General features: G+C 37.0%; 18 protein-coding genes and 2 tRNA genes. 2 read left to right on the forward strand and 18 right to left on the reverse strand.

The window, feature by feature from the left end; all coding sequences use genetic code 11:
• Positions 1 to 142: 142 nt before the first annotated feature.
• The gene (locus BN986_RS15440; RefSeq protein ID WP_040981688.1) at positions 143 to 331 is read left to right on the forward strand and encodes a hypothetical protein; all 189 of its coding nucleotides are present in this window, start codon (positions 143 to 145) and stop codon (positions 329 to 331) included.
• Here BN986_RS15440 and ysxE read toward each other — a convergent pair.
• The 8 genes from ysxE to hemA form a co-directional block, all read right to left on the reverse strand.
• Positions 328 to 1,326, reverse strand: a complete 999-nt coding sequence (gene ysxE, locus BN986_RS15445; protein WP_040981690.1) for a spore coat protein YsxE — start codon at positions 1,324 to 1,326, stop codon at positions 328 to 330. The genes BN986_RS15440 and ysxE overlap by 4 nt on opposite strands.
• A 154-nt stretch (positions 1,327 to 1,480) precedes the next feature.
• Positions 1,481 to 2,584 (reverse strand): stage VI sporulation protein D, encoded by a 1,104-nt coding sequence (spoVID, locus tag BN986_RS15450; RefSeq protein WP_040981692.1) that lies wholly within the window; start codon positions 2,582 to 2,584, stop codon positions 1,481 to 1,483.
• A gap of 227 nt (positions 2,585 to 2,811) precedes the next feature.
• The gene (locus BN986_RS15455) at positions 2,812 to 3,354 is read right to left on the reverse strand and encodes a GNAT family N-acetyltransferase (protein ID WP_074435704.1); all 543 of its coding nucleotides are present in this window, start codon (positions 3,352 to 3,354) and stop codon (positions 2,812 to 2,814) included.
• Positions 3,355 to 3,451: 97 nt separating this feature from the next.
• Positions 3,452 to 4,738, reverse strand: a complete 1,287-nt coding sequence (gene hemL, locus BN986_RS15460; protein ID WP_040981696.1) for a glutamate-1-semialdehyde 2,1-aminomutase — start codon at positions 4,736 to 4,738, stop codon at positions 3,452 to 3,454.
• A gap of 13 nt (positions 4,739 to 4,751) precedes the next feature.
• Positions 4,752 to 5,735 carry a porphobilinogen synthase gene (hemB, locus tag BN986_RS15465; RefSeq protein WP_040981698.1) on the reverse strand — a complete coding sequence of 328 codons (984 nt, stop codon included), beginning with the start codon at positions 5,733 to 5,735 and terminating at the stop codon, positions 4,752 to 4,754.
• Positions 5,728 to 6,495 carry a uroporphyrinogen-III synthase gene (locus BN986_RS15470; protein ID WP_040981700.1) on the reverse strand — a complete coding sequence of 256 codons (768 nt, stop codon included), beginning with the start codon at positions 6,493 to 6,495 and terminating at the stop codon, positions 5,728 to 5,730. Before BN986_RS15470 ends, hemB begins: the two co-directional genes overlap by 8 nt.
• Before the next feature lie 2 nt (positions 6,496 to 6,497).
• Positions 6,498 to 7,424: a hydroxymethylbilane synthase gene (gene hemC, locus BN986_RS15475; RefSeq protein WP_040981702.1), complete on the reverse strand. Its 927-nt coding sequence runs from the start codon at positions 7,422 to 7,424 to the stop codon at positions 6,498 to 6,500.
• A gap of 316 nt (positions 7,425 to 7,740) precedes the next feature.
• Entirely contained in the window at positions 7,741 to 9,117 is a 1,377-nt protein-coding gene (gene hemA / locus BN986_RS15480) for a glutamyl-tRNA reductase (protein ID WP_040981704.1), read from the reverse strand.
• Between the two features lie 443 nt (positions 9,118 to 9,560).
• Here hemA and BN986_RS15485 point away from each other — a divergent pair, with 443 nt between their 5' ends.
• A complete protein-coding gene (locus BN986_RS15485; protein WP_040981706.1) occupies positions 9,561 to 10,040 on the forward strand; it encodes a LiaF transmembrane domain-containing protein in 480 nt (159 codons plus the stop codon).
• 130 nt (positions 10,041 to 10,170) lie between these two features.
• On the opposite strand, the gene yihA is transcribed toward BN986_RS15485, so the two are convergent.
• The 10 genes from yihA to BN986_RS15530 all read right to left on the reverse strand — a co-directional run bounded on the left by yihA (position 10,171) and on the right by BN986_RS15530 (position 20,465).
• Complete coding sequence (yihA, locus tag BN986_RS15490) at positions 10,171 to 10,758, reverse strand: ribosome biogenesis GTP-binding protein YihA/YsxC (protein ID WP_040981708.1); 588 nt, start codon at positions 10,756 to 10,758, stop codon at positions 10,171 to 10,173.
• Positions 10,748 to 13,084, reverse strand: coding sequence for an endopeptidase La (gene lon / locus BN986_RS15495; RefSeq protein WP_040981710.1), 2,337 nt, complete (start codon positions 13,082 to 13,084; stop codon positions 10,748 to 10,750). Before lon ends, yihA begins: the two co-directional genes overlap by 11 nt.
• A 986-nt stretch (positions 13,085 to 14,070) precedes the next feature.
• A complete protein-coding gene (clpX, locus tag BN986_RS15500; RefSeq protein ID WP_040981712.1) occupies positions 14,071 to 15,348 on the reverse strand; it encodes an ATP-dependent protease ATP-binding subunit ClpX in 1,278 nt (425 codons plus the stop codon).
• A 35-nt stretch (positions 15,349 to 15,383) separates the two neighbouring features.
• Positions 15,384 to 15,509: a ClpX C4-type zinc finger protein gene (locus BN986_RS26285; RefSeq protein ID WP_081922224.1), complete on the reverse strand. Its 126-nt coding sequence runs from the start codon at positions 15,507 to 15,509 to the stop codon at positions 15,384 to 15,386.
• 468 nt (positions 15,510 to 15,977) lie between these two features.
• Positions 15,978 to 17,264: a trigger factor gene (gene tig, locus BN986_RS15505; protein WP_040981714.1), complete on the reverse strand. Its 1,287-nt coding sequence runs from the start codon at positions 17,262 to 17,264 to the stop codon at positions 15,978 to 15,980.
• Positions 17,265 to 17,381: 117 nt separating this feature from the next.
• Complete coding sequence (locus BN986_RS15510; protein WP_040981716.1) at positions 17,382 to 18,356, reverse strand: tetratricopeptide repeat protein; 975 nt, start codon at positions 18,354 to 18,356, stop codon at positions 17,382 to 17,384.
• A gap of 241 nt (positions 18,357 to 18,597) precedes the next feature.
• Positions 18,598 to 19,086: a hypothetical protein gene (locus BN986_RS15515; RefSeq protein ID WP_040981718.1), complete on the reverse strand. Its 489-nt coding sequence runs from the start codon at positions 19,084 to 19,086 to the stop codon at positions 18,598 to 18,600.
• Between the two features lie 487 nt (positions 19,087 to 19,573).
• Positions 19,574 to 19,647, reverse strand: a tRNA-Arg gene (locus tag BN986_RS15520).
• 5 nt (positions 19,648 to 19,652) lie between these two features.
• Positions 19,653 to 19,726, reverse strand: a tRNA-Gly gene (locus tag BN986_RS15525).
• Between the two features lie 229 nt (positions 19,727 to 19,955).
• Positions 19,956 to 20,465, reverse strand: a complete 510-nt coding sequence (locus tag BN986_RS15530) for a metallophosphoesterase (protein ID WP_040981720.1) — start codon at positions 20,463 to 20,465, stop codon at positions 19,956 to 19,958.
• Positions 20,466 to 20,476 lie beyond the last annotated feature (11 nt).

The raw sequence follows: 20,476 nt of genomic DNA on the forward strand, positions 1-20,476 counted from the left end.
TTTACTGATAAATGGGTGTTTGTCCAGTTTATATAAAAAAGTGTATCTATATTATTGACACACTTTTTAGAAGTTTATACATAACATAATATATCACTTTCCATCATTTTAACCTTATTCAACTAAACAGGAGGAGAAAAATATGTCCCGTTTTTATCGTTACCGGCTTCCGCCATGGGCAAGAAAATGTATCTTTGTTGCGGAGACAGTTGTTACACCAATTATGATATTTCAGCTCATCCGGACGCTTTTCATCCCGACAACAATTGATATTTTAATTCTTGCCATATTGATTGGTCTGGTTATTGCTTTTTATTTGCAATGGATTTAATCTGGCTGTTCTTCCTTCAACTCATATGTTTCTTGTACAAATTCTACCCAGTTCATCGCAAATTCTAAACGGCGGAATTGCTGCTGTAATTCCTTCACCTGATTAACCATTGATTTCTTTGTGCGGCGATCTGTATAATTTTTAAGTACGCTTAAATAGGAAGACGGATTTAGTAAATAAACAGAAACAAGATGCATTTCCTTCACAGTCAGATGATTTGTTTTTTGATAGACCGTAAATGCCTGCTGTATAGTTTTCTCCGGTTGGTTATAAGCACCTGTCAAACTCCGGAAATAATGTGATAAATCACGTGCCGGGTGCTCCATACCTCCTGATTCCCAATTAATTAAATAACCGCCTTTGGAATGCGTATGATCGACACGCTGATGGCATAAACTGGTCGACCATAAAATCTCCGCTTCTTCCTCGCCATAAATTTGTTCCAATTTATCTTGTAGCAATCCAACAGCATGACAAACCCCTTTATAATGTGTGCAATAAAGAAGTTCAAATGGCGACATATACTTTCTGCTTTCGTAATCAGTAACACGTACATGGAGCTGATCTAAAGACTGCTTGCAAAAATTTTCAAAACCTTGAAATGACGCTTTCATACGATCTGATTTTATCCGGCTGGTTTGTCTTGTCTTTTTATGAATCTGAGCGAGTGTCTGCAGCGTCCTCTCTATATCATACGCCGGATCGGTAACTTCTGGAGAATCGATCCAAGGCGTTAAATAATAATAAAAATTCTCTTCCTTATGAAAAAATGTATTATTCCGGGTCAAATACACAGGTAAAATTTCTGTTACATTTTTTTCACGGGCAAGGTGGTAGACATGCTGCCAATTCTCTATTGTCTGTTCTGTTAAAAAACTGCGCTTTAATGCATATTCTTGCATCCCATCAAATACCTTGACCACCCGTTCTGTCTGTTTCTCAATACTGACAGGATAGATATGATATGCTTCTAGAACCTTTTTCCAAATATTCATCACATGTCACCTCTTATTTAGAAAGCCTTGAATTTACTCGCATATAGAGAATTGGCGTTTTTCTAATTCTTTTACAGAATGAAGGTATTAAAAGTTATATTATGTAAAGCTCCCACACAAATAATTTTATTCATTATTTGTGCAGGCTATTTATTTATTGCTTTAACGGGATATAAAGCAACTGTCCTTCGTTAACTTCATAATCAGCATCTAATTGGTTATGTTTAATTAACTGAAGCGGGCTGATTGCAAAGCGTTCAGCTATGGTATCAATCGTATCGTTTTCCTGGACAATACATAGCCGCATTCTGGCATAATGATTCTCATCTGCTTCCCGAAAAATTTCAGATAAAATAGAATCACTTTCTATTCGCTCTTTTTCCGGTTCTACAGCTTCTATAATCACTTCTTCGCGGGGAGCATCTGAATAGACTGTATCCTCTATATAATCAATGAGCTCTGTTTCCTCTGTCACATCCCAGCCTGATTCTTCCTCTGTTTCTTCTACATTTTCTACTGCCTCATTTTCCTCAACAATTTCTAATTCCTCTTCTGCTTGATCTTCATCCTCTGTTTGTTCCTCTGAACCCTGTAATTCTGTAAGAGACTGAAAATACTCAGAGAGTGGTTGCGATTTTATTTTCCATCGATCGGGATCATCCTCTACCTGCTCTTCTGTTTCCGTTTGTTCTTTTGACGTCGTTTGTTCATTTCGTGCTAACATTTCTTCCGGATGTTCTATTTCAAATGAAAAAGTTTCCCCTACTTGTTCCTGTTCCTCCTCCGCGAACTCCTCATTCTCTTCCTCTGGACGATATGCTTCATCCTCTAAGATTCCTTGAATTTCAACTACAGCAGAAACTTTTAAACTATCTGGTCCTAATAAATCATAATCAAATGTCTCAATTTGTACCGTTACATCCTCTAAATTTTCCACCCGATGAGGGGGTACAGATATATCTACCGGAAATTTATGTGTAAATACATAAAGTCCATTCACCTCTCGGATACTTTCGACATAACGCTTTGCTTGAATCTGGTCAAAGTCAAAAATCTCTTCCTCTTCCTCATCAGCATTTACTCTTTGATACTCTCCTTGAAGCTCAATAGCACCGCGAATAGAAATATAGTTATCCAATGATTCGATTGTTATTTCTGGTTCAATGGAAATTCCTCTAATTTCTTCTACTTCCTGTCCTTTTTCAAAAAACAGGGATTCTTCCAGATCAAAAACAAATGAATTAGAATCTACTGACAAATGTATTCCTCCTCTCGCAAACAGTCCAGATGCGAATCATTCGTTATCATTTATATGTTTGCAGACAGTGGAATATGCTAAGATGAAAGATTAGATTGCAGGAAACAAAAAGCCTGCAGCATCCATACATTTTGGGGCTGCAGATTTTTCATAAAATGAAACTTTATTCAGTGAGAGTTTTATAGGTAATACATCGTAATATCTATGCATTGGGTCGTTAAAATTAATTAAGTTCCTGGCTGGTATTCCATTAACCAGCAATCCCGATACTCACCCTCATGCAGTTCATGATTAGGGAGTAATGAAATCTTCTTAAAACCACATTTCTCGTAACAGCGAATCGCTCTCTTATTCCAGACTTGAGGGTCCATAACAATTTTTGTTACGTGTTTCTTAATGATTAAATAATCAACCATGGCCTTGATGAGGACTTTACCAATACCTTTATTCCAATATTGCGTTTCTCCTATGAACTGATCCATTCCATACATAACATTTTTATCATTTAAATAACCATACTTTTTTCTTGTATTTTCATTTAATAAATAATATTGAATGTATCCGATTTCAATACCTTCAAATACTATAATACATCTAACTATATTATCTTGAGGCGGATAAAATTTTTCATTCACTTTTTCTAAATCAAATGGATTATCTCTCCCATCGTAAAATCGAAGAACCGCCGGATCAGAAAGCCACTTTGCCAGTAAATAATTATCCTCTCTTTCCAATTCACGAACGGTTAGCTTATTATTTTGAAACAGCATCATTATATGACCACCTCGCCTGAAATTTTAGGAAAATAATATTCTGTCAGTAAAAAAAGAGAAACCCGCATGGATTTCTCTTTTATTAAAATAGTTATTATTTTTCAATCTTAGAAAAAGCAGTATACACTGCTTCAATTGTTTTTTCAATATCCTCATCGGTATGTGCAGCAGATAAGAATAATCCCTCAAATTGAGATGGCGGTAAAAATATGCCTTCTTCAATCATCGCGCGGTAATATTGTGCAAAGTAATCTAAATTAGATGATTGCGCCGTTTCAAAATTGACGACTTCTTGATCGGTGAAAAATACACCAACCATTGAACCGGCACGATTGATATGAAGCGGAATATCATATTTGTCAGCTGCCTCGCGGAATCCTTCTGTAAGCTTATCCACTTTCTTATTAATTTCTTCATAAGATGCTTCTGTCAAGGATACTAAGGATTCATAGCCTGCTGTCATTGCCAAAGGATTACCCGATAATGTTCCAGCTTGATAAATCGGACCAGTCGGTGCAATTTGTTCAATAATTTCACGTTTCCCGCCGTATGCACCCACAGGAAGACCACCGCCGATAACTTTACCCAGACAAGTTAAATCCGGCGTTACATCAAAATGGCCTTGTGCACTATAATAGCCGACACGGAAGCCTGACATTACCTCGTCAAAGATAAGCAGGGAACCATGTTGTTCAGTAATTTTACGAACAGATTGTAAAAAGCCTTCTTTTGGAGGGACAACGCCCATATTTCCACATACAGGTTCCATAATCACAGCTGCGATTTTGTCTCCATAATGTTCAAAAGCAAGTTTCAGGCTTTCCTCATCATTGTAAGGAACGGTGATCGTATTTTTAGCGATATTTTCTGGTACTCCTGGGCTATCTGGAAGACCAAGTGTTGCCACACCGGAGCCGGCTTTAATCAACAAAGAATCGCCATGCCCGTGATAGCTGCCTTCAAATTTAAGAATCAAGTCTCTATTTGTATAACCGCGCGCCAAGCGAATTGCACTCATCGTGGCTTCTGTTCCAGAGTTCACCATTCTGACCATTTCAATCGATGGTACACGATCAATAACGAGTTTTGCCAATTTATTTTCTAATAATGAAGGGGCACCGAAGCTTGTCCCTTTCTCTACAACTTCTTTTAAGCTTTCGGTTACACGTTCATCTGCATGACCTAAAATTAACGGGCCCCAGCTCAATACATAATCAATATACGTGTTGCCATCAATATCGGTAATTTTAGATCCTTTCCCCTTTTCCATAAAAATTGGATCTAAGCCTACTGATTTAAATGCACGTACTGGAGAGTTCACCCCGCCAGGCATTAAATCTACTGCTTCTTTATAAGCGTCTACTGACTTGGTATTTACCATGCATATCCTCCTTTTAATTGTCTTCCTGCAACCATTTTGCCACATCTTTTGCAAAATAGGTAATAATTAAGTCTGCACCTGCACGTTTCATGGATAACAGGGTTTCGGTAACCAGTTTTTTCTCATCAATCCAGCCGTTTAAAGCAGCCGCTTTTATCATGGAATACTCTCCGCTGACATTGTATGCCACAACAGGAACATCAAAACGATCTTTTACTTCACGCATCACATCCATGTAAGACAGGCTTGGTTTAACTATTAAGAAATCGGCGCCTTCTTTAATATCCGATTTCGCTTCCCGAATAGCCTCTAACCGGTTGGCAGGGTTCATCTGATACGTTTTCCGGTCGCCAAATTGTGGTGTGCTATCTGCTGCATCACGGAAAGGACCATAATAAGCGGATGCATATTTTACCGCATAGGACATAATCGGAATATGGTGAAAGCCTTCTTCATCTAAAGCATGGCGGATAACTGTCACAAAACCGTCCATCATATTAGAAGGTGCAATAATATCAGCACCTGCTTTCGCTTGCGAAACAGCTGTCTTCGCTAATAATTCTAGTGAAGCGTCATTCGCTACGTCTCCATTTTCAATGACACCACAGTGTCCATGTGATGTATATTCGCATAAGCAGGTGTCGGCAACAACCAGCATTTCCGGATATGCGGTTTTCACCATTCTTGTGGCTTCCTGGATAATTCCGTGATCATGAAAAGCCTCTGATCCGATTTCATCTTTTGCTTCAACAACACCAAATAAAATAAGAGAACGGATGCCTAATTGAAATGCGTCTTCCACCTCTTCTAATAAATGATCAAAAGAAACCTGATAAACTCCTGGCATCGAAGGAACTTCATTTCGGATATCCTCTCCTTCGATAACGAATATCGGATAAATAAAATCCGTTGCCCGTAAGTGTGTTTCTTGAACGAGGGCGCGCATCGAAACCGATGAACGCAAACGTCGATGTCTGTCAAATGTGAATTCACTCATGATTTATCTTCCTTTCATTTGCTATCTTTACAATTAAATCCAACATCGCATCTGTAGTATACGGTGTAGAAGTATATAAATTAGGAACCCCTAATTCTTGTGCTTTTTCTTCTGTCGTTCTACCGATACAAATATAAGCTGCCTTGTCTGGAACATATTTTGCTAATGCTATAAACGCGTCAACAGTTGACGGGCTTGTAAACGTTATATAATTTATGGTTGGAAGTACTTGATTAAGCACTGCTTTCGATTCTGTAGAGTACATTGTCTCATATACTTCCAATGTTTCAAAAGGAATTTGTGCTTCTTGCAGTTTTTCTGGCAATGTTGGCCGAGATAGGTTTCCTCGAATTAACAGGACAGGTTTGTCTCGTTTATAACGGGAAAAAAATTCATCTGTCATTGTCAGCGCATCAAAAGTTTCCGGGACAAAGGAAGCCGTATAACCATACGTCTCCAATATCCCTTCTGTTTTCTTTCCGACAACCCCAATGTTTAGTGCTTGGGGGAGTTGTATATGATGCTTATTGAGCAGCTGGAAAAAGCCGTGAACTCCATTAGCACTCGTAATGAGAACCCAGCTGAAATCGGAAAGCCGCTCTATTATGGTCTGATTCTCAAGGCTTTCATCAAAATTTATTTCAATCATCGGGACAACGATCGGACTTCCACCCAGCTTCGTGACTTTTTCCGCCATTTCGCCAGCTTTTGTCGCTTCTCTCGTAATTAAAATACGTTCCCCGTTAAGCGACTTTCCCATGATTACTCCATCTCCTCTTTAACGCGGTCCACAATTTCCTTCGCACCCTGTTTCATTAATATTTCAGCAGCCTCTGTTCCAACTTGAACAGGATCGTTTCCACGAACAACTTCTTTTAAAATAGTTTTTCCATCTGGTGTGCCTACTAATGAAACTAATATAATTTCTTCTCCATCTAAATAAGCATAGCCGCCAATAGGTACTTGACAGCCTCCTTCTAATAATTGTAAGAAAGTACGTTCAGCTAATACGGTTCTAGCTGTATATTCATCGTGAATTTTTTGGACGATCTCCTTTAATTCCAAATCGTCTGCACGGCTTTCGATTGCCAGCGCCCCTTGTCCGACAGCAGGTACACAAATTTCAGGATCCAAATATTCTGTAATCAGATCCTCACTTAAACCGACACGCTTCAAGCCGGATACAGCTAGAATAATGGCGTCATAATCTTCTTCATTTAATTTACGGATACGTGTTTCCACATTACCCCGAATCCATTTAATCTCCAAATCCGGTCTGGCCGCAAGAATTTGTGCCCCTCTCCGCAAGCTGCTCGTACCGACGATCGAACCTTCTTTAAGATCTGCTAATTTCACATTATTTTTGGCAAGATAAGCATCGCGGTGATCTTCCCTGTCTGGAATGGAAGAAATTTCTAATCCTTCCGGTAAAGAGGAAGGCATATCTTTCATACTGTGAACGGCAAAATCAATTTCTTTGTCAAACATCGCGTTTTCAATTTCTTTCACGAATAGACCTTTTCCGCCAACCTTCGATAAGGTTACATCAAGAATTTGATCTCCCTTTGTAACAATTTTTTTAATCTCAAATTCGTTTTCTACGCCAGCTTTTTTCAACTGATCGATAACCCATTTCGTTTGTGTCATTGCTAAATTACTTTTTCTGGAACCAACAATTATTTTTCGCATGATGTTTCCTCCTCGACTTTTACAGTTTTCTTCCTTCTTTTATAAGGTAAACTTGGCATTTTTGAATACCTTGGCTTGGACTGCGACTACGATTACTCGCCCCACCGAAGAGCTTTTACTATTATTTGCCCTCTTAAAACTGCGGCACTTTCATCGACTAAGAACGGTCACACAGCCCGGGTACCAGGACAACGTGTCCATCGTACTTTATTCCTTGAATTCTTTAAACTTTCCGTACGTACAATAAAAATCAACCAGAAAGTAATTACATGACCTTCTGGTTGGATGTGAATGATTGTAAAGACTGCTTGCCTTATTATGCAGTAGTCACACGCTCAACGACTTTAAATGAAGAGCCTTCTTCTTGCTGCGTAATATAGCTAGATGTATCATTCTTTTTCATCTGTTTTGCAAATTCTTCTGTTACTTCATTTTCAATCCCAAAAATATCAATAAATAATTGCAAAGCCTCATCTGCCTGTTCCGTACCTGCCAATTCCTTCGCCTGCGTGATCGGCTCTTTCAGCAACTGATTAATAATACTTTTCGTATGCTTACTAAGCACTTTTTTTTCACGATCCGTTAAGCTTGGTATTTTCCGTTCAATACTTTTCATTGTTTCAGACTGAATAGATAATGCTTTATGTCTAAGCGCAGATATAACCGGAATAACGCCTAAGGTTTTCATCCATTCTTTAAATTGAACAATTTCTTCTTCCAAGGATAATTCAATTTGTTCTGCCGCTGCTTTTCGAGACTCTAAATGCTCATCTACAATATTCTGCAGGTGATCGATATCAAATAAAGCAACCTGATTTACCTCAGCAATCTCTGGATCAATATCCCGTGGCACTGCAATGTCTACTAGGAATAATGCTTTATCCTGTCGTTTATTTTGCACTTTCTCAATATCTTCTTTGGATAAAACAACTGATTCTGAACCGGTAGAGCTGATTAAAATATCAGCCGTTTCTAATACGGAAGATAATTCATCCATCCCGGCAACCTCAGCTTCAAATTTATCTGCCATCATTTTTGCTTTTTCTTGCGTTCGATTAACGACAGTAATTTTTTTCACTCCAGCACCTTGAATATTTTTCGCTGCCAATTCACCCATTTTTCCAGCGCCTAAAATAACTACATGCTTATCACTTAAATCTCCGAACTTTTCCTTTGCTAATTCAACAGCTGCATAGCTGATAGAGACAGCATGTTCTCCAATACCTGTCTCCTTGTGCATCCGTTTCCCGAATGTGATAGCTTGTTTAAACAGCTCATTAAAAATAGTTCCTGTTGTATTTATCAACTGTCCTTTTGAAAATGCTTGTTTTAGCTGGCCTAGAATTTGAGTTTCTCCAAGCACCATAGAGTCAAGCCCGGTTGTCACGCGGAATAGATGTTCAATTGCACCGTCATCCTCTGTAATTTGCAGGTATGTGGAAAAGGTTTCTTTCTCCTCTCCAAACCAATCTGCTAAAAACTGTTTAATATAGTATCTGCCAGTATGAAGCTGGTCAACTACTGCATATACTTCCGTCCGATTGCATGTTGAAACAATTACATTTTCAAGAATGCTCTTCTGACTCTTCAATGCAATCATCGCTTCTGACAATTTCTCCTCATTAAATGTGAATTTTTCCCTAATTTCTACAGGGGTTGTTTTGTAATTAAACCCAACCTTTAAAATATGCACCGTACTACCCCCATTATGATAAATTGATTCTTACTTTTTATTATTATTAACTAATAATTATTATAACATGTCATGAAATGCTTTTCGTGCTAAAATGTGAACAGAATCTGAAACAATTTGCACGTATCATATAAATATGTATGATAGAATGATTCATTCCAGCTAAAAAAATGCCCGTTGCAACAACTTATACCGACTGTAATGTAACATAACTAACCCTTTATAGCAAGGAACTCGCTTTTTTACGCCATAGAAAAATATCAGAAAAACAAGCGATATCAAGGACCTTTGATCAAAGTGCCTACATTGGAAACGAAAGTCGATGCCCACATATTCTTGTGCTAGTTAAAAGCGAGTGTAGAATACATTTAAATTTAAAAACTTTATCTATTACATAGCAGTTTAAAATTGTGTAAAATAACAAGCATGGAAGGAGAATTTTTATGAAAAGAAAGCATTCATTACTAGCTTATCTGTGTATCGGAATCGGCATTTTCCTTTTATTACGAGAGCTCCGGATTCCATTTTTTGTCGATCTTTATTCATGGCAATCTTTTCTGATTGTGATTGGTCTAGGAGTTATTATTCACAGCTATACAACAAAAGCATATCAAAATTTATTTATAGGTACATTACTTTTTGGAATTGGTATTCATCTACATGGTATCAAACATTATTCTTTTTGGGTAGATGACTGGTCGGTATATTTTATTATTATAGGTCTTGCTTTTATAATCCGCTATACCAAAACAAAAAAAGGATTTTTCTTAGGTATTTTCACTGTCCTGTTAGGATTGCTATTTCTTTTTTCAGACCAGCTTTCCATATACACAAGCTGGATCGAACCAATTGTTTCATTTTTAGAACGTTTTTGGCCAATTCTTCTTATTCTGTTAGGTATTATTATGCTCAAACGCAAATAAAGGATACGGTTGAAGCTTTTGCTTCTATAACCGTATCCTTTTGATTATCTTTTTACATAAAGTAGCATTTCTATTAACAAGTTATCATGCGTAATATATTCTATTCTTGAAACTTGGATTTCACAGCCAGTTAATCTGCGATAAAAGATTTTATTGCTCCCCAGACTGCATCTTTTCCCTCTCCGGTTTCTGCTGAAAAAGGAATAAAAATATCATTGGGGTCCATTTCAAGTACTTTCTTGGAACGCTTAATATGCTTGTGTTGTTTTGTTTTTGGAATTTTATCCAGTTTCGTTCCAATTACGATTACCGGAAGCTCAAAAAACTTCAAATAATCATACATTTGGATATCATCGTCTGTTGGTTCATGTCGCAAATCAGTAATCAAAATAACAGCTCGAAGCGGTTCTCTATTTTTAAAATATTGCTCCATCATGCCGCCCCATTTTGCCCGCTCCTTCTTGGATACTTGTGCATACCCGTATCCAGGAACATCGACAAAATAAAGAGATTCATTAATTAGGTAGAAATTTAATGTTTGTGTTTTTCCGGGTTTAGAAGAAGTTCTTGCTAAGTTTTTCCTGTTAATTAGTTTGTTAATTAAGGAAGACTTTCCAACATTCGAGCGGCCTGCCAGCGCAAACTCAGGATATTGTTCTTGTGGATATTGATTCTCGCTGACAGCACTGATAACAATTTCTGCTTGATTAACTTTCATCTGGCTCGCCCTCCTTTACTAATGCAATCTCTAATACTTCATCTAAATGGCTCACTGGTATAAACTCAAGGCCTCCCCGGACACTTTCCGGAATAGTCTCAATATCTTTTTCATTTTCTTCAGGTATAATAATTGTTGTCAGTCCGGCCCGGTGAGCACTCAATGCTTTTTCTTTTAACCCGCCAATAGGCAATACTCGGCCACGAAGTGTAATTTCTCCAGTCATCCCTACTTCTCTTTTGATGGCACGACCGGTTAAGGAGGATACAAGTGCGGTTGCAATCGTGATCCCGGCTGAAGGGCCGTCTTTTGGCGTTGCACCAGCAGGAACATGAATATGGATATCATATTTCTCATAGAAATCAGTTTCAATATTCAACTGTTTTGTACGGGATCGTACGTAGCTGAATGCAGCCTGTGCTGATTCCTGCATTACTCCGCCAAGTTTACCGGTAAGCTTTAGATTCCCTTTCCCTGGGTAATGCGTTACTTCAATCGATAAAATATCTCCACCAGCCGTTGTATAAGCAAGACCCGTAGCAGCACCAATTTGATTTTCCTCTTCAATCATTCCATAGCGATACATTGGCTTGCCAAGATATTCTTCAACAACGCGTTCGGTAATTACAATACGGTTCTTATTTTCGTCAGAAACCAATTCTTTAGCTGCTTTACGACAAAGCGTTGCAATTTGTCTTTCCAAAGTACGAACTCCTGCTTCTCTTGTATATGTCCGGATTAATTTCATGATTGCTGACTCACGAATTTGAACTTTACTCTTTGTCAGTCCATTTTCTTTAATTTGTTTTGGCAACAGATGACGTTTAGCAATATGCAATTTTTCAACTTCTGTATAGCCCGGGATAGAAATTAATTCCATCCGGTCAAGTAACGGCTCCGGTATGGTATTAACATTATTTGCTGTAGCAATAAATAAAACATTGGATAGATCATAGGTCTCTTCAATATAATGATCACTAAAATTATGATTTTGCTCTGGATCTAACACTTCCAGCATCGCTGAAGAGGGATCCCCCCGAAAATCATTTGACATTTTCTCAATTTCGTCCAATAAAAAGACTGGATTAACCGTTTCTGCACGCCGCATCCCTTGCATGATTCTGCCTGGCATTGCTCCGATATAAGTCCGGCGGTGACCACGGATTTCTGCTTCATCTCGAACACCGCCCAAAGAAATACGGACAAACTTCCGGTCGATTGCATCAGCGATAGATTTCGCTAACGAGGTCTTCCCTACACCAGGTGGGCCAACTAAACATAAAATCGGTCCTTTTATCGTGTTCGTAAGCTTTTGAACAGCTAAATATTCTAAAATGCGTTCCTTTACTTTTTCTAATCCATAATGGTCCTCATTTAAGACTTTTTCTGCTTTTTTCATTTGAATATTATCTTTTGTTTTCGTTTCCCAAGGTAGAGCAATAAGCCATTCGATATAATTCCGGATAACTGAACTTTCTGCTGATGACTGCGGTACTTTTTCATAACGACCTAATTCCTTCATGGCGACATTGGTAATTCTTTCGGGCATATCGGATTGTTCAATTTTTGTCCGCAGCTGTTCTAAATCACCACTTCTGCCATCACGGTCACCTAACTCCTTTTGTATCACTTTTAATTGCTCTCTTAAATAATACTCTTTTTGGGTCTTCTCCATTGATGTTTTAATCTTTTGTCCAATTTTCTTTTCAATCGATAGAATTTTTCTTTCATCAGCAATAATATCTAAGAGTTTATGTATTCTTTCTGTCACATCAAAACATTCTAATATGTCTTGCTTATCATTTAACTTTAAAGAGAGATGTGACGTAATCATATCTGCTAAACGTCCTGGATTATCAATATCTCCAACGGTTTCAAATGTCTCTTCTGTTAATTTCCGGGAAACTTTTATGTATTGTTGGAATTGTTCGAGTAATGTACGCATTAACGCTTCTATCTCATATGCATCTCCAATAATCTCTTCTTTTTCTTCTACCTCAACAGTAAAATGTTCTTCTTCTTCTAAATATCGAATGACCTCTGCCCGATAAAAACCTTCAACCAGTACCCTTTGTGTTTCATTTGGCAACTTTGTAATCTGTTTAATTTTTGCAACGGTTCCTATGCTATATATGTCAGAAGAACTTGGGTCATCTGAATTCATTTTCTTTTGTGAAGCTAAAAATATGTATTGATCAGCTAACATAGCTTGTTCCAAAGAAGCAATAGATTTTTCTCTGCCAACGTCAAGGTGTAAAACCATCGATGGAAATACGATTAGTCCTCGTAAAGGCAACAGCGGCATCTTTAAATTGTTTGCTGTCATACATTCACCCCTTATTTTATTTTTTATTTTTTCTTTACATGGCTCTTTCTCAGTGTAAAAAAAATTCATCTAAATGTAAACACCAATATACTTTCTTATAGTATAAACAGTTATGTAAGTATCTATGATTATTACACTAATTTTATAATAACTCAACTTTCACATCTAAGAATAAACATATATATATCTTGCTATTTCCAGATGAACGTGCTCTTCATTATTGTGCTTTTTTGAACGAATGATAGTGTATAGCTCCCGCTCCGGTCAACCACTCCGCTTAGATAGATTCTACAGCGAATGAAAGAGATAACATTCTGTTGGGGTGGACGAAATAGTATATCTATCGCTTGATGACACGATCATTCCATTATTGTAAAAGGTTGGTTTAGCAGTTCGAAATCAAAACAGCATGGATAGTTAACATGAGGAATAGCTTTCTTGCACAGAAAGAAATTATTGCTGATCATTTTACTATGCACAACAAAAAATCTCTTCTGTCTGATCTACCTTTTATTTGTTCAACTATTCCACGAATAGAACACCTTACTAGCGGAGGCGGACCGTTTTGACTCCTGAGGGATCAGCATCATCTGAAGATCTACTTTTACCAAGTGCTCTTCTTGGCAAAAGTTAGCTGAAGAGCGTGCCCCTAGGCAGACTATAGTTGCAACGTCCTGGGACTGAGGCTGAGGCTGCGATTACTCGCTCCATCGAAAACATTTGTACGTCGGAAAGCAAAACGGTCCGCCGCAGCGGTGCTTTACACTTCACCTGCTATTTTGATCAACTCCTGTTTCTATAGAAATGAAGTTACTTTTTAATGCACAAAAGTTGAGATAATAAGAAAAGTTTTTCTTATCTTTTTGTATAAATAATGGTTGATGTTCCAGGCATACCTTAAAACATCTAAAATATGTATTCTGTAAGTAGAAAGATGAAGAATGCAGATTCTGTTCAGAATCTGCATTCTTCATTCATTATTATAGTTATGCACTTTCTTTTGGTAATTTCTCATTTCCTTGTTGAACGGTACCATCCTGGAAAACTAATTTTGGACTTCCATTTTCCTGGATAACTGTATCTTTTGTAATGATGCATTTTTCTACGTCTTCTCTAGAAGGAAGGTCAAACATAACATCTACAATGATTCCTTCTATGATAGAACGAAGTCCACGTGCACCTGTCTTCCGTTCAATAGCTTTCTTAGCAATTTCGATAAGCGCATCCTGTTCAAAATCAAGCTCTACATTATCGATTTCAAACAGCTTTTGATACTGTTTAACGAGAGCATTCTTCGGTTTCGTCAGAATTTCAATCAGTGCGTCTTCATCCAGTGGAGTAAGACTGCCGATTACCGGAATACGTCCGATAAATTCCGGGATAAGCCCATAGCGCAATAAATCTTCCGGAAGAACCTTAGATAACAGCTGTGCTGTATCCATTTCTTCTTGTTCTTCATTGGCGCCAAAACCGATAACCTTTTTACCGATACGGCGTTTAACCACTTGATCAATTCCATCGAATGCACCGCCGACGATAAAGAGAATATTGGTTGTATCGATTTGAATAAATTCTTGATGTGGATGTTTTCTGCCACCTTGAGGCGGAACGCTTGCTACGGTACCTTCAAGAATTTTTAAAAGCGCCTGCTGAACACCTTCTCCAGATACATCTCTTGTAATAGAAGGATTCTCAGATTTTCTGGCTACTTTATCAATTTCATCAATATAGATAATTCCTTTTTCTGCCTTTTCTACATCATAGTCTGCAGATTGGATCAATTTAAGAAGAATATTCTCAACATCTTCTCCTACATAACCGGCTTCTGTTAATGATGTTGCATCTGCCATTGCAAATGGTACATTAATAATTCTTGCTAATGTTTGAGCTAAAAGTGTTTTACCACTACCAGTCGGCCCAATCATTGCAATATTACTTTTAGAAATTTCTACATCACCATTGTGCATGCCGGAATTAACACGTTTGTAGTGGTTATATACTGCTACGGAAAGATTTTTTTTCGCTTTATCCTGTCCGATAACATAATCATCAAGAATATCACAGATTTCTTTTGGTTTTGGAATTTCATTCATTTCCATACCTTCTTCTGTGCCAAGCTCCTCTTCAACAATTTCAGTACATAATTCAATACATTCATCACATATATATACGCCAGGGCCAGCTACCAGCTTACGGACCTGTTCTTGACTTTTGCCACAAAAAGAACATTTTAATTGTCCTTTTTCTTCATTAAATTTAAACATTACTTTTCGCCGCCTTCCTCAACAATCTCTATGACTTATTCTGCACATTCATTACATATATAAACACCCAAGCCTGCTGCTAACTTCCGAACTTCCTCTTCCTTACCACAAAAAGAGCATTGGAATAAGCTATTCTCATCATCTAACTTATACGATCCCATCAACACTTTCTTGGATTGTTACAGATTAGCAGTCAACTTTATAATTCATCATATCAGATACATATAGAAATACAAAACAATATACTTTTAATATTTGCTATAGCTATTTGAATGATAAGTCTGTCATTCAAGTATGCATTAATTCTTTTAAATGTCAACTAATTGCCATTCTATCTGTATGGTATATTTTACTTCTTTTGAGTCTAATAAAATATAATGCAGCGTTAGAAAATTAGATGTCTTAACCTTTGGGAGCTCTCTTACCCGATTTCTGCATGCAGAACGAATACCATGTTTATTAAAAATGCCCATGCCACTGGCGGACATCGAAACTAAACATCTTTATTCGTACTTAAATCGCAAAAAACGCTATTTTTCGACGCTGTCCCTAATTAACAGGAAAGACAAGGCACGTATTTTAGCGCACCTTGTCTTATTTATCCTCTTTTTTATTTGTTTAACTATGATTTATTTTGTTTTGCTGTTTTCTGCTAAGAAGTCAATTGCAGCACGCATTTTCAAATCATTTTCTAAGGTTTCTGTTGAACCGCCAAGCATTTGAACAAGCTGCTCTTTTTCAACACCGTACATAGAACCCATTTTTTCAAGTTCTGCATCGATATCTTCTTGAGTAGCTTCAAGATTTTCTTCTTCGGCAATCGCTTCTAAAGTAAGATTTGTTTTGACGCGTTTTTCAGCATCCTCACGCATTTGTTCTTTTAGAGCATCCTCGTCTTGTCCGGAGAATTGGCTGTACATTTCTAAAGTCATCCCTTGCATTTGAAGCTGTTGTTCAAACTCACGGACCATTTGATTCACTTCTGAATCGACCATAGCTTCAGGAATCTCAACTTCGATATTGTCTGATGCTTGTTGAAGTAATTCTTCACGTTTTTCATTTTCAGCTTGCTGCTTCTGGTTTGTTTCGAGTTCTTCACGTTTTTTTGCTTTTAATTCATCCAGTGTTTCTACATCTTCATCTACATCTTTAGCAAATTCATCATCAAGTTCTGGTAATTCTTTTGCTTTTACTTCATGAATTTTCACTTTAAAAACAGCTTCTTGACCAGCTAAGTCTTCTGCATGATATTCTTCAGGGAAAGTTATTTCAATTTCTGTTTCATCTCCAGCTTTTTTGCCGATTAATTGCTCTTCAAAACCTGGGATGAATTGGCCTGAACCAATTTCTAATGAATGGTTTTCACCTTGTCCACCTTCAAAAGCAACGCCGTCTTTGAATCCTTCAAAATCGATTACTGCTGTATCGCCGTCTTCAATTTCGCTATCTTCTTTTACAACTAGTTCTGCATGACGCTCACGAAGATTTTCAAGTTCTTGTTCAACATCTTCATCAGTTACTTCTACAGATTTTTCTTCTACTTCTAATCCTTTATATTCACCAAGTTTTACTTCTGGTTTCACTTCTACTTCAGCAGTGAAAACAAGCGGTTGTCCTTTTTCAATTTGGTCAATATCAATAGAAGGCTGTGCAATTGGGAAAATCTCAGCTTCATCAACTGCTTTAGAATAAGCATCTGGAAGCACAATATCTACTGCATCTTGATATAGAGATTCTACACCAAAGCGTTTTTCAAAAATACTGCGGGGAATTTTCCCTTTACGAAATCCAGGAATTTGGACGTCTTTTGATACTTTTTTAAACGCTTGATCTAACGCTTGGTCAAATTCTTCAACAGATACTTCAAACGTTAATACACCTTTATTACCTTCTTGTTTTTCCCATTTAGTTGTCATTATAATTCCCTCCAAAATCAAATCTATCATTCATTTCATTATTCATTTGATTAATTAATTTTCCTAATTTACAACCACCTCATTATAACACATATCTTTCGTGTTTCAAGCATTTTACTACTCTTCAATGATACTTAAATAAAGGGAATTGCAAATTTTTATAGATTCCATCCATGATTCAGCATTACGATCGAGGTCCTCCAGCTGTGTATCTATCTGTAAATACTCGTTCCCAAGTATATAGACGGCCTCTGTAAAAGAAAATAGATCACTTTTTTTAGGTGTAAACGGATAGGTTACATAAAAGTACCGGTATACAAGCTGCTTGATCAGATTTAGTAAAGTTGGATTGGCTTCAGCACGCTTTTCCAATTCTTCCATTACAGTTTTATAACTATTTTCTTTAGAAATTTGGTTCAGTTCAGATGGCTGAATGATGATACTTGTTTCAAATTTATGTATGTAGATGGACCTCTCTACGCCTGCTTCCTTTAGCCACTTTAATAAAGCTGTTTTAATGACAGGATGAACTTGAGGATTTTCAAGTAGTTTAATATTTTCTTCCTTTGGATCTGCTTTTATTCGTCTAAGATTATCAATCAGATTCCATTGTTTCAGATAATCATCCCCGCTTACAGCTTCTTTAAGCTCTGCCAGAAAACCTTTGGCATTATCTTCATCGATCCCGATTTTCATATTACTGCTCATCTCATACAATTGCTGAAAAGGCTCTTGAAGCATATCAGGGATCATATTGTGTTCAAATTCAATTTCTAACAAATCCATCAAATGCTGATACTGGCTTGTTTGAAACAGGAGAGTTAAGTAAATATGAAAATAATGATAATAATGTTCGTCTTTTCTTGCTAATAATTTTTCACTAAGCTGCTCAGCCTCTTTATAATTTCCTAACTCCATTAGGCACATTAATTTACCAATATATATTTCATGACTTCCTTCATGATACGCAATAAGGCAATTTAATTTATCAAGCGCCTCTTTGTACCTCTTTTCCTTTAATGCATACAAGCCTTCTTCTTCTAACTTCTTTTTCGTATTTGGAAATAAGATTACCTTTGTACTATCTTTCATTTGCTCACCTCTTTTCTGGATTACCAAAAATATTCGTCAAATCTGTTTTTCCCTATTCTACGATATTTAAACTATTTATTGGAGAGTATATTTATTAACTACTTACTTTTCATGCCAGTATCCCCCTTATAATCTTACCTTCAAAAAGGTTGCAGGTCTATATTAACTTTAAGCGCTGAAAGCTTATTCATCAATGCTTGAACGTATTACGTTACTATTTTTAGTATAACGACCAATACGATCACCGCAAGTATCCCCGTGATACCCAGTCGGTATTCTTACCTTTCGTTGTTCTATTGCCTTCCTTATCAACCGGTTGAACGACCAGAATCAATTCTGATTCATCTTCATATAAATATTTGTTATCATTATCGTCCATCGAAATTATTTTTTCTCTGCCACCCAAGATATCTAAATCATATATTGAGATATATTCCATTTGAGTGTCTACTTTTTTATTCATGCGTTTAGGTACATACCCTACAGGATGCTTGTGGTTATCTACATCAGTAAGTAATACTTTAATAGCGTTATCTTTTTCAAGAGTAATAACTCCTTGCAATGTTTGATCTTCGAACTCCGCTCCATCTTCTTCCTCTTCAATAATCTCTTGGTCTGACATGCCATACCACGACTCTAACTTTCCTTTAGAAGCATAACCATCAAAAATCTCTTGTATTAATTCTTGCTTTTCTTCATGGTTTGCTCCTGCAACTCTAAACTCTTCCATGAATGTCCATCCCCTTTTATTATCCCATTTTACAACAAATATGGAATAAAACGAAACTTCATTTAGTGGGAGTTTTACAGATGGTTCTCCGTGATAAAGGGAATATTTTTTCAATAGAAGAAGGGTAATGCAGTACTCGCAAAGCACGTGCACTTGATCGGTATTTACTTATATTTAAAGCATTCCTTCCTGACTATTCTAAGTGACTGAGGTTTATGTTCGGGCAAAACTCAATTAAAAAAGGAGCTGCATTTGATAAATATGGCCTAAATATGGACATGTTTTTCCAGAAGAAGAAACGAAGACAGCCGGTTATGTTAAAGAGATGTTTAGACCGACTTAATCATATAAAAATATCCTTTTTAAAAACAACCGCAGTTCAACCCTAAATAGATTTTTTTTAATAATGTTTTTGTGAAAATAATCCATCCAAACAAAAACGGCAAATTCCTAAAATAATAAAGGAATTTACCGTTTGTTTGAATTACGTCCCAGGCAGGATTCGAACCTGCGACCCACAGCTTAGAAGGCTGTTGCTCTATCCTGCTGAGCTACTGGGACATTATTGGAGCGGGTGAAGGGAATCGAACCCTCATCATCAGCTTGGAAGGCTGAGGTTTTACCACTAAACTACACCCGCAACTGCCGTGTTTTATGTAACTTATTATGTACGCCGTTTTTAACGGACAAGTAATATTATATGTCGGATAGAAGTTTTTGTCAACAAGATTTTCAAATTTAATTTTCCAGCATGATAATAATGGTACAACCCCTTTGTACAAAAGGAATTAAGCATAATTATCTTTGATTAAAATGTTTAAAACAGTTTATATTTCCTTTTGCAGAAAATATAAACTGTTTTATTTAATTTATAAAGAAGTCCGAAAACTCATATCGTCTACTTTTCCATTTTTTAAAGTGTAGAAATCTACTTGTACTTCATTTGTATCTTCCCAATTTAAAATAGCGTACGTTTTTTCTACGCGATTCCTTGGCATGCGAATACTTCCTGGGTTGATAAATAATTGATCACCAATTTTTTCAGCCCCGGCAATATGTGTATGACCAAAACATACAACATTGGCATCATGTTCTTCTGCTGCGTAGGATAGGTTGGTCAGACTCCCTTTCACCTGATGAAGGTGACCATGTGTTACAAAGAATCGAAGTCCTTTTAAATCTAACACTTCCTGTTCCGGGTAGAGCGAATCAAAATCACAATTCCCGCCAACTTTATAAAAAGGACTCAGCTCTGTTGCATCAAAATCGAGTTCTGAATCACCACAATGGATGTATAAATCCACAGCATGCTTTTCCGTCATTTTTTCCAGTTCGTTCGTCAATCCATGACTGTCACTTGTAATCAGTACGCTTGTCATTATACTCCCTC

The organism is Oceanobacillus jeddahensis (assembly GCF_000750635.1).
Taxonomy (GTDB): Bacteria; Bacillota; Bacilli; order Bacillales; family Amphibacillaceae; genus Oceanobacillus; species Oceanobacillus jeddahense.

Bases quoted from the DNA above. Each gene is read 5' to 3' on its own strand.
- BN986_RS15440 (WP_040981688.1), top strand. From the start codon at position 143: ATGTCCCGTTTTTATCGTTACCGGCTTCCGCCATGGGCAAGAAAATGT.
- hemB (WP_040981698.1), bottom strand. From the start codon at position 5,735: ATGAGTGAATTCACATTTGACAGACATCGACGTTTGCGTTCATCGGTT.
- BN986_RS15530 (WP_040981720.1), bottom strand. From the start codon at position 20,465: ATGACAAGCGTACTGATTACAAGTGACAGTCATGGATTGACGAACGAA.
- BN986_RS15510 (WP_040981716.1), bottom strand. From the start codon at position 18,356: ATGAAAGATAGTACAAAGGTAATCTTATTTCCAAATACGAAAAAGAAG.
- BN986_RS15470 (WP_040981700.1), bottom strand. From the start codon at position 6,495: ATGGGAAAGTCGCTTAACGGGGAACGTATTTTAATTACGAGAGAAGCG.
- ysxE (WP_040981690.1), bottom strand. From the start codon at position 1,326: ATGAATATTTGGAAAAAGGTTCTAGAAGCATATCATATCTATCCTGTC.
- clpX (WP_040981712.1), bottom strand. From the start codon at position 15,348: ATGTTTAAATTTAATGAAGAAAAAGGACAATTAAAATGTTCTTTTTGT.
- hemL (WP_040981696.1), bottom strand. From the start codon at position 4,738: ATGGTAAATACCAAGTCAGTAGACGCTTATAAAGAAGCAGTAGATTTA.
- BN986_RS15455 (WP_074435704.1), bottom strand. From the start codon at position 3,354: ATGCTGTTTCAAAATAATAAGCTAACCGTTCGTGAATTGGAAAGAGAG.
- lon (WP_040981710.1), bottom strand. From the start codon at position 13,084: ATGACAGCAAACAATTTAAAGATGCCGCTGTTGCCTTTACGAGGACTA.
- BN986_RS26285 (WP_081922224.1), bottom strand. From the start codon at position 15,509: ATGGGATCGTATAAGTTAGATGATGAGAATAGCTTATTCCAATGCTCT.
- hemC (WP_040981702.1), bottom strand. From the start codon at position 7,424: ATGCGAAAAATAATTGTTGGTTCCAGAAAAAGTAATTTAGCAATGACA.
- yihA (WP_040981708.1), bottom strand. From the start codon at position 10,758: ATGAAAGTTAATCAAGCAGAAATTGTTATCAGTGCTGTCAGCGAGAAT.
- tig (WP_040981714.1), bottom strand. From the start codon at position 17,264: ATGACAACTAAATGGGAAAAACAAGAAGGTAATAAAGGTGTATTAACG.
- BN986_RS15485 (WP_040981706.1), top strand. From the start codon at position 9,561: ATGAAAAGAAAGCATTCATTACTAGCTTATCTGTGTATCGGAATCGGC.
- BN986_RS15515 (WP_040981718.1), bottom strand. From the start codon at position 19,086: ATGGAAGAGTTTAGAGTTGCAGGAGCAAACCATGAAGAAAAGCAAGAA.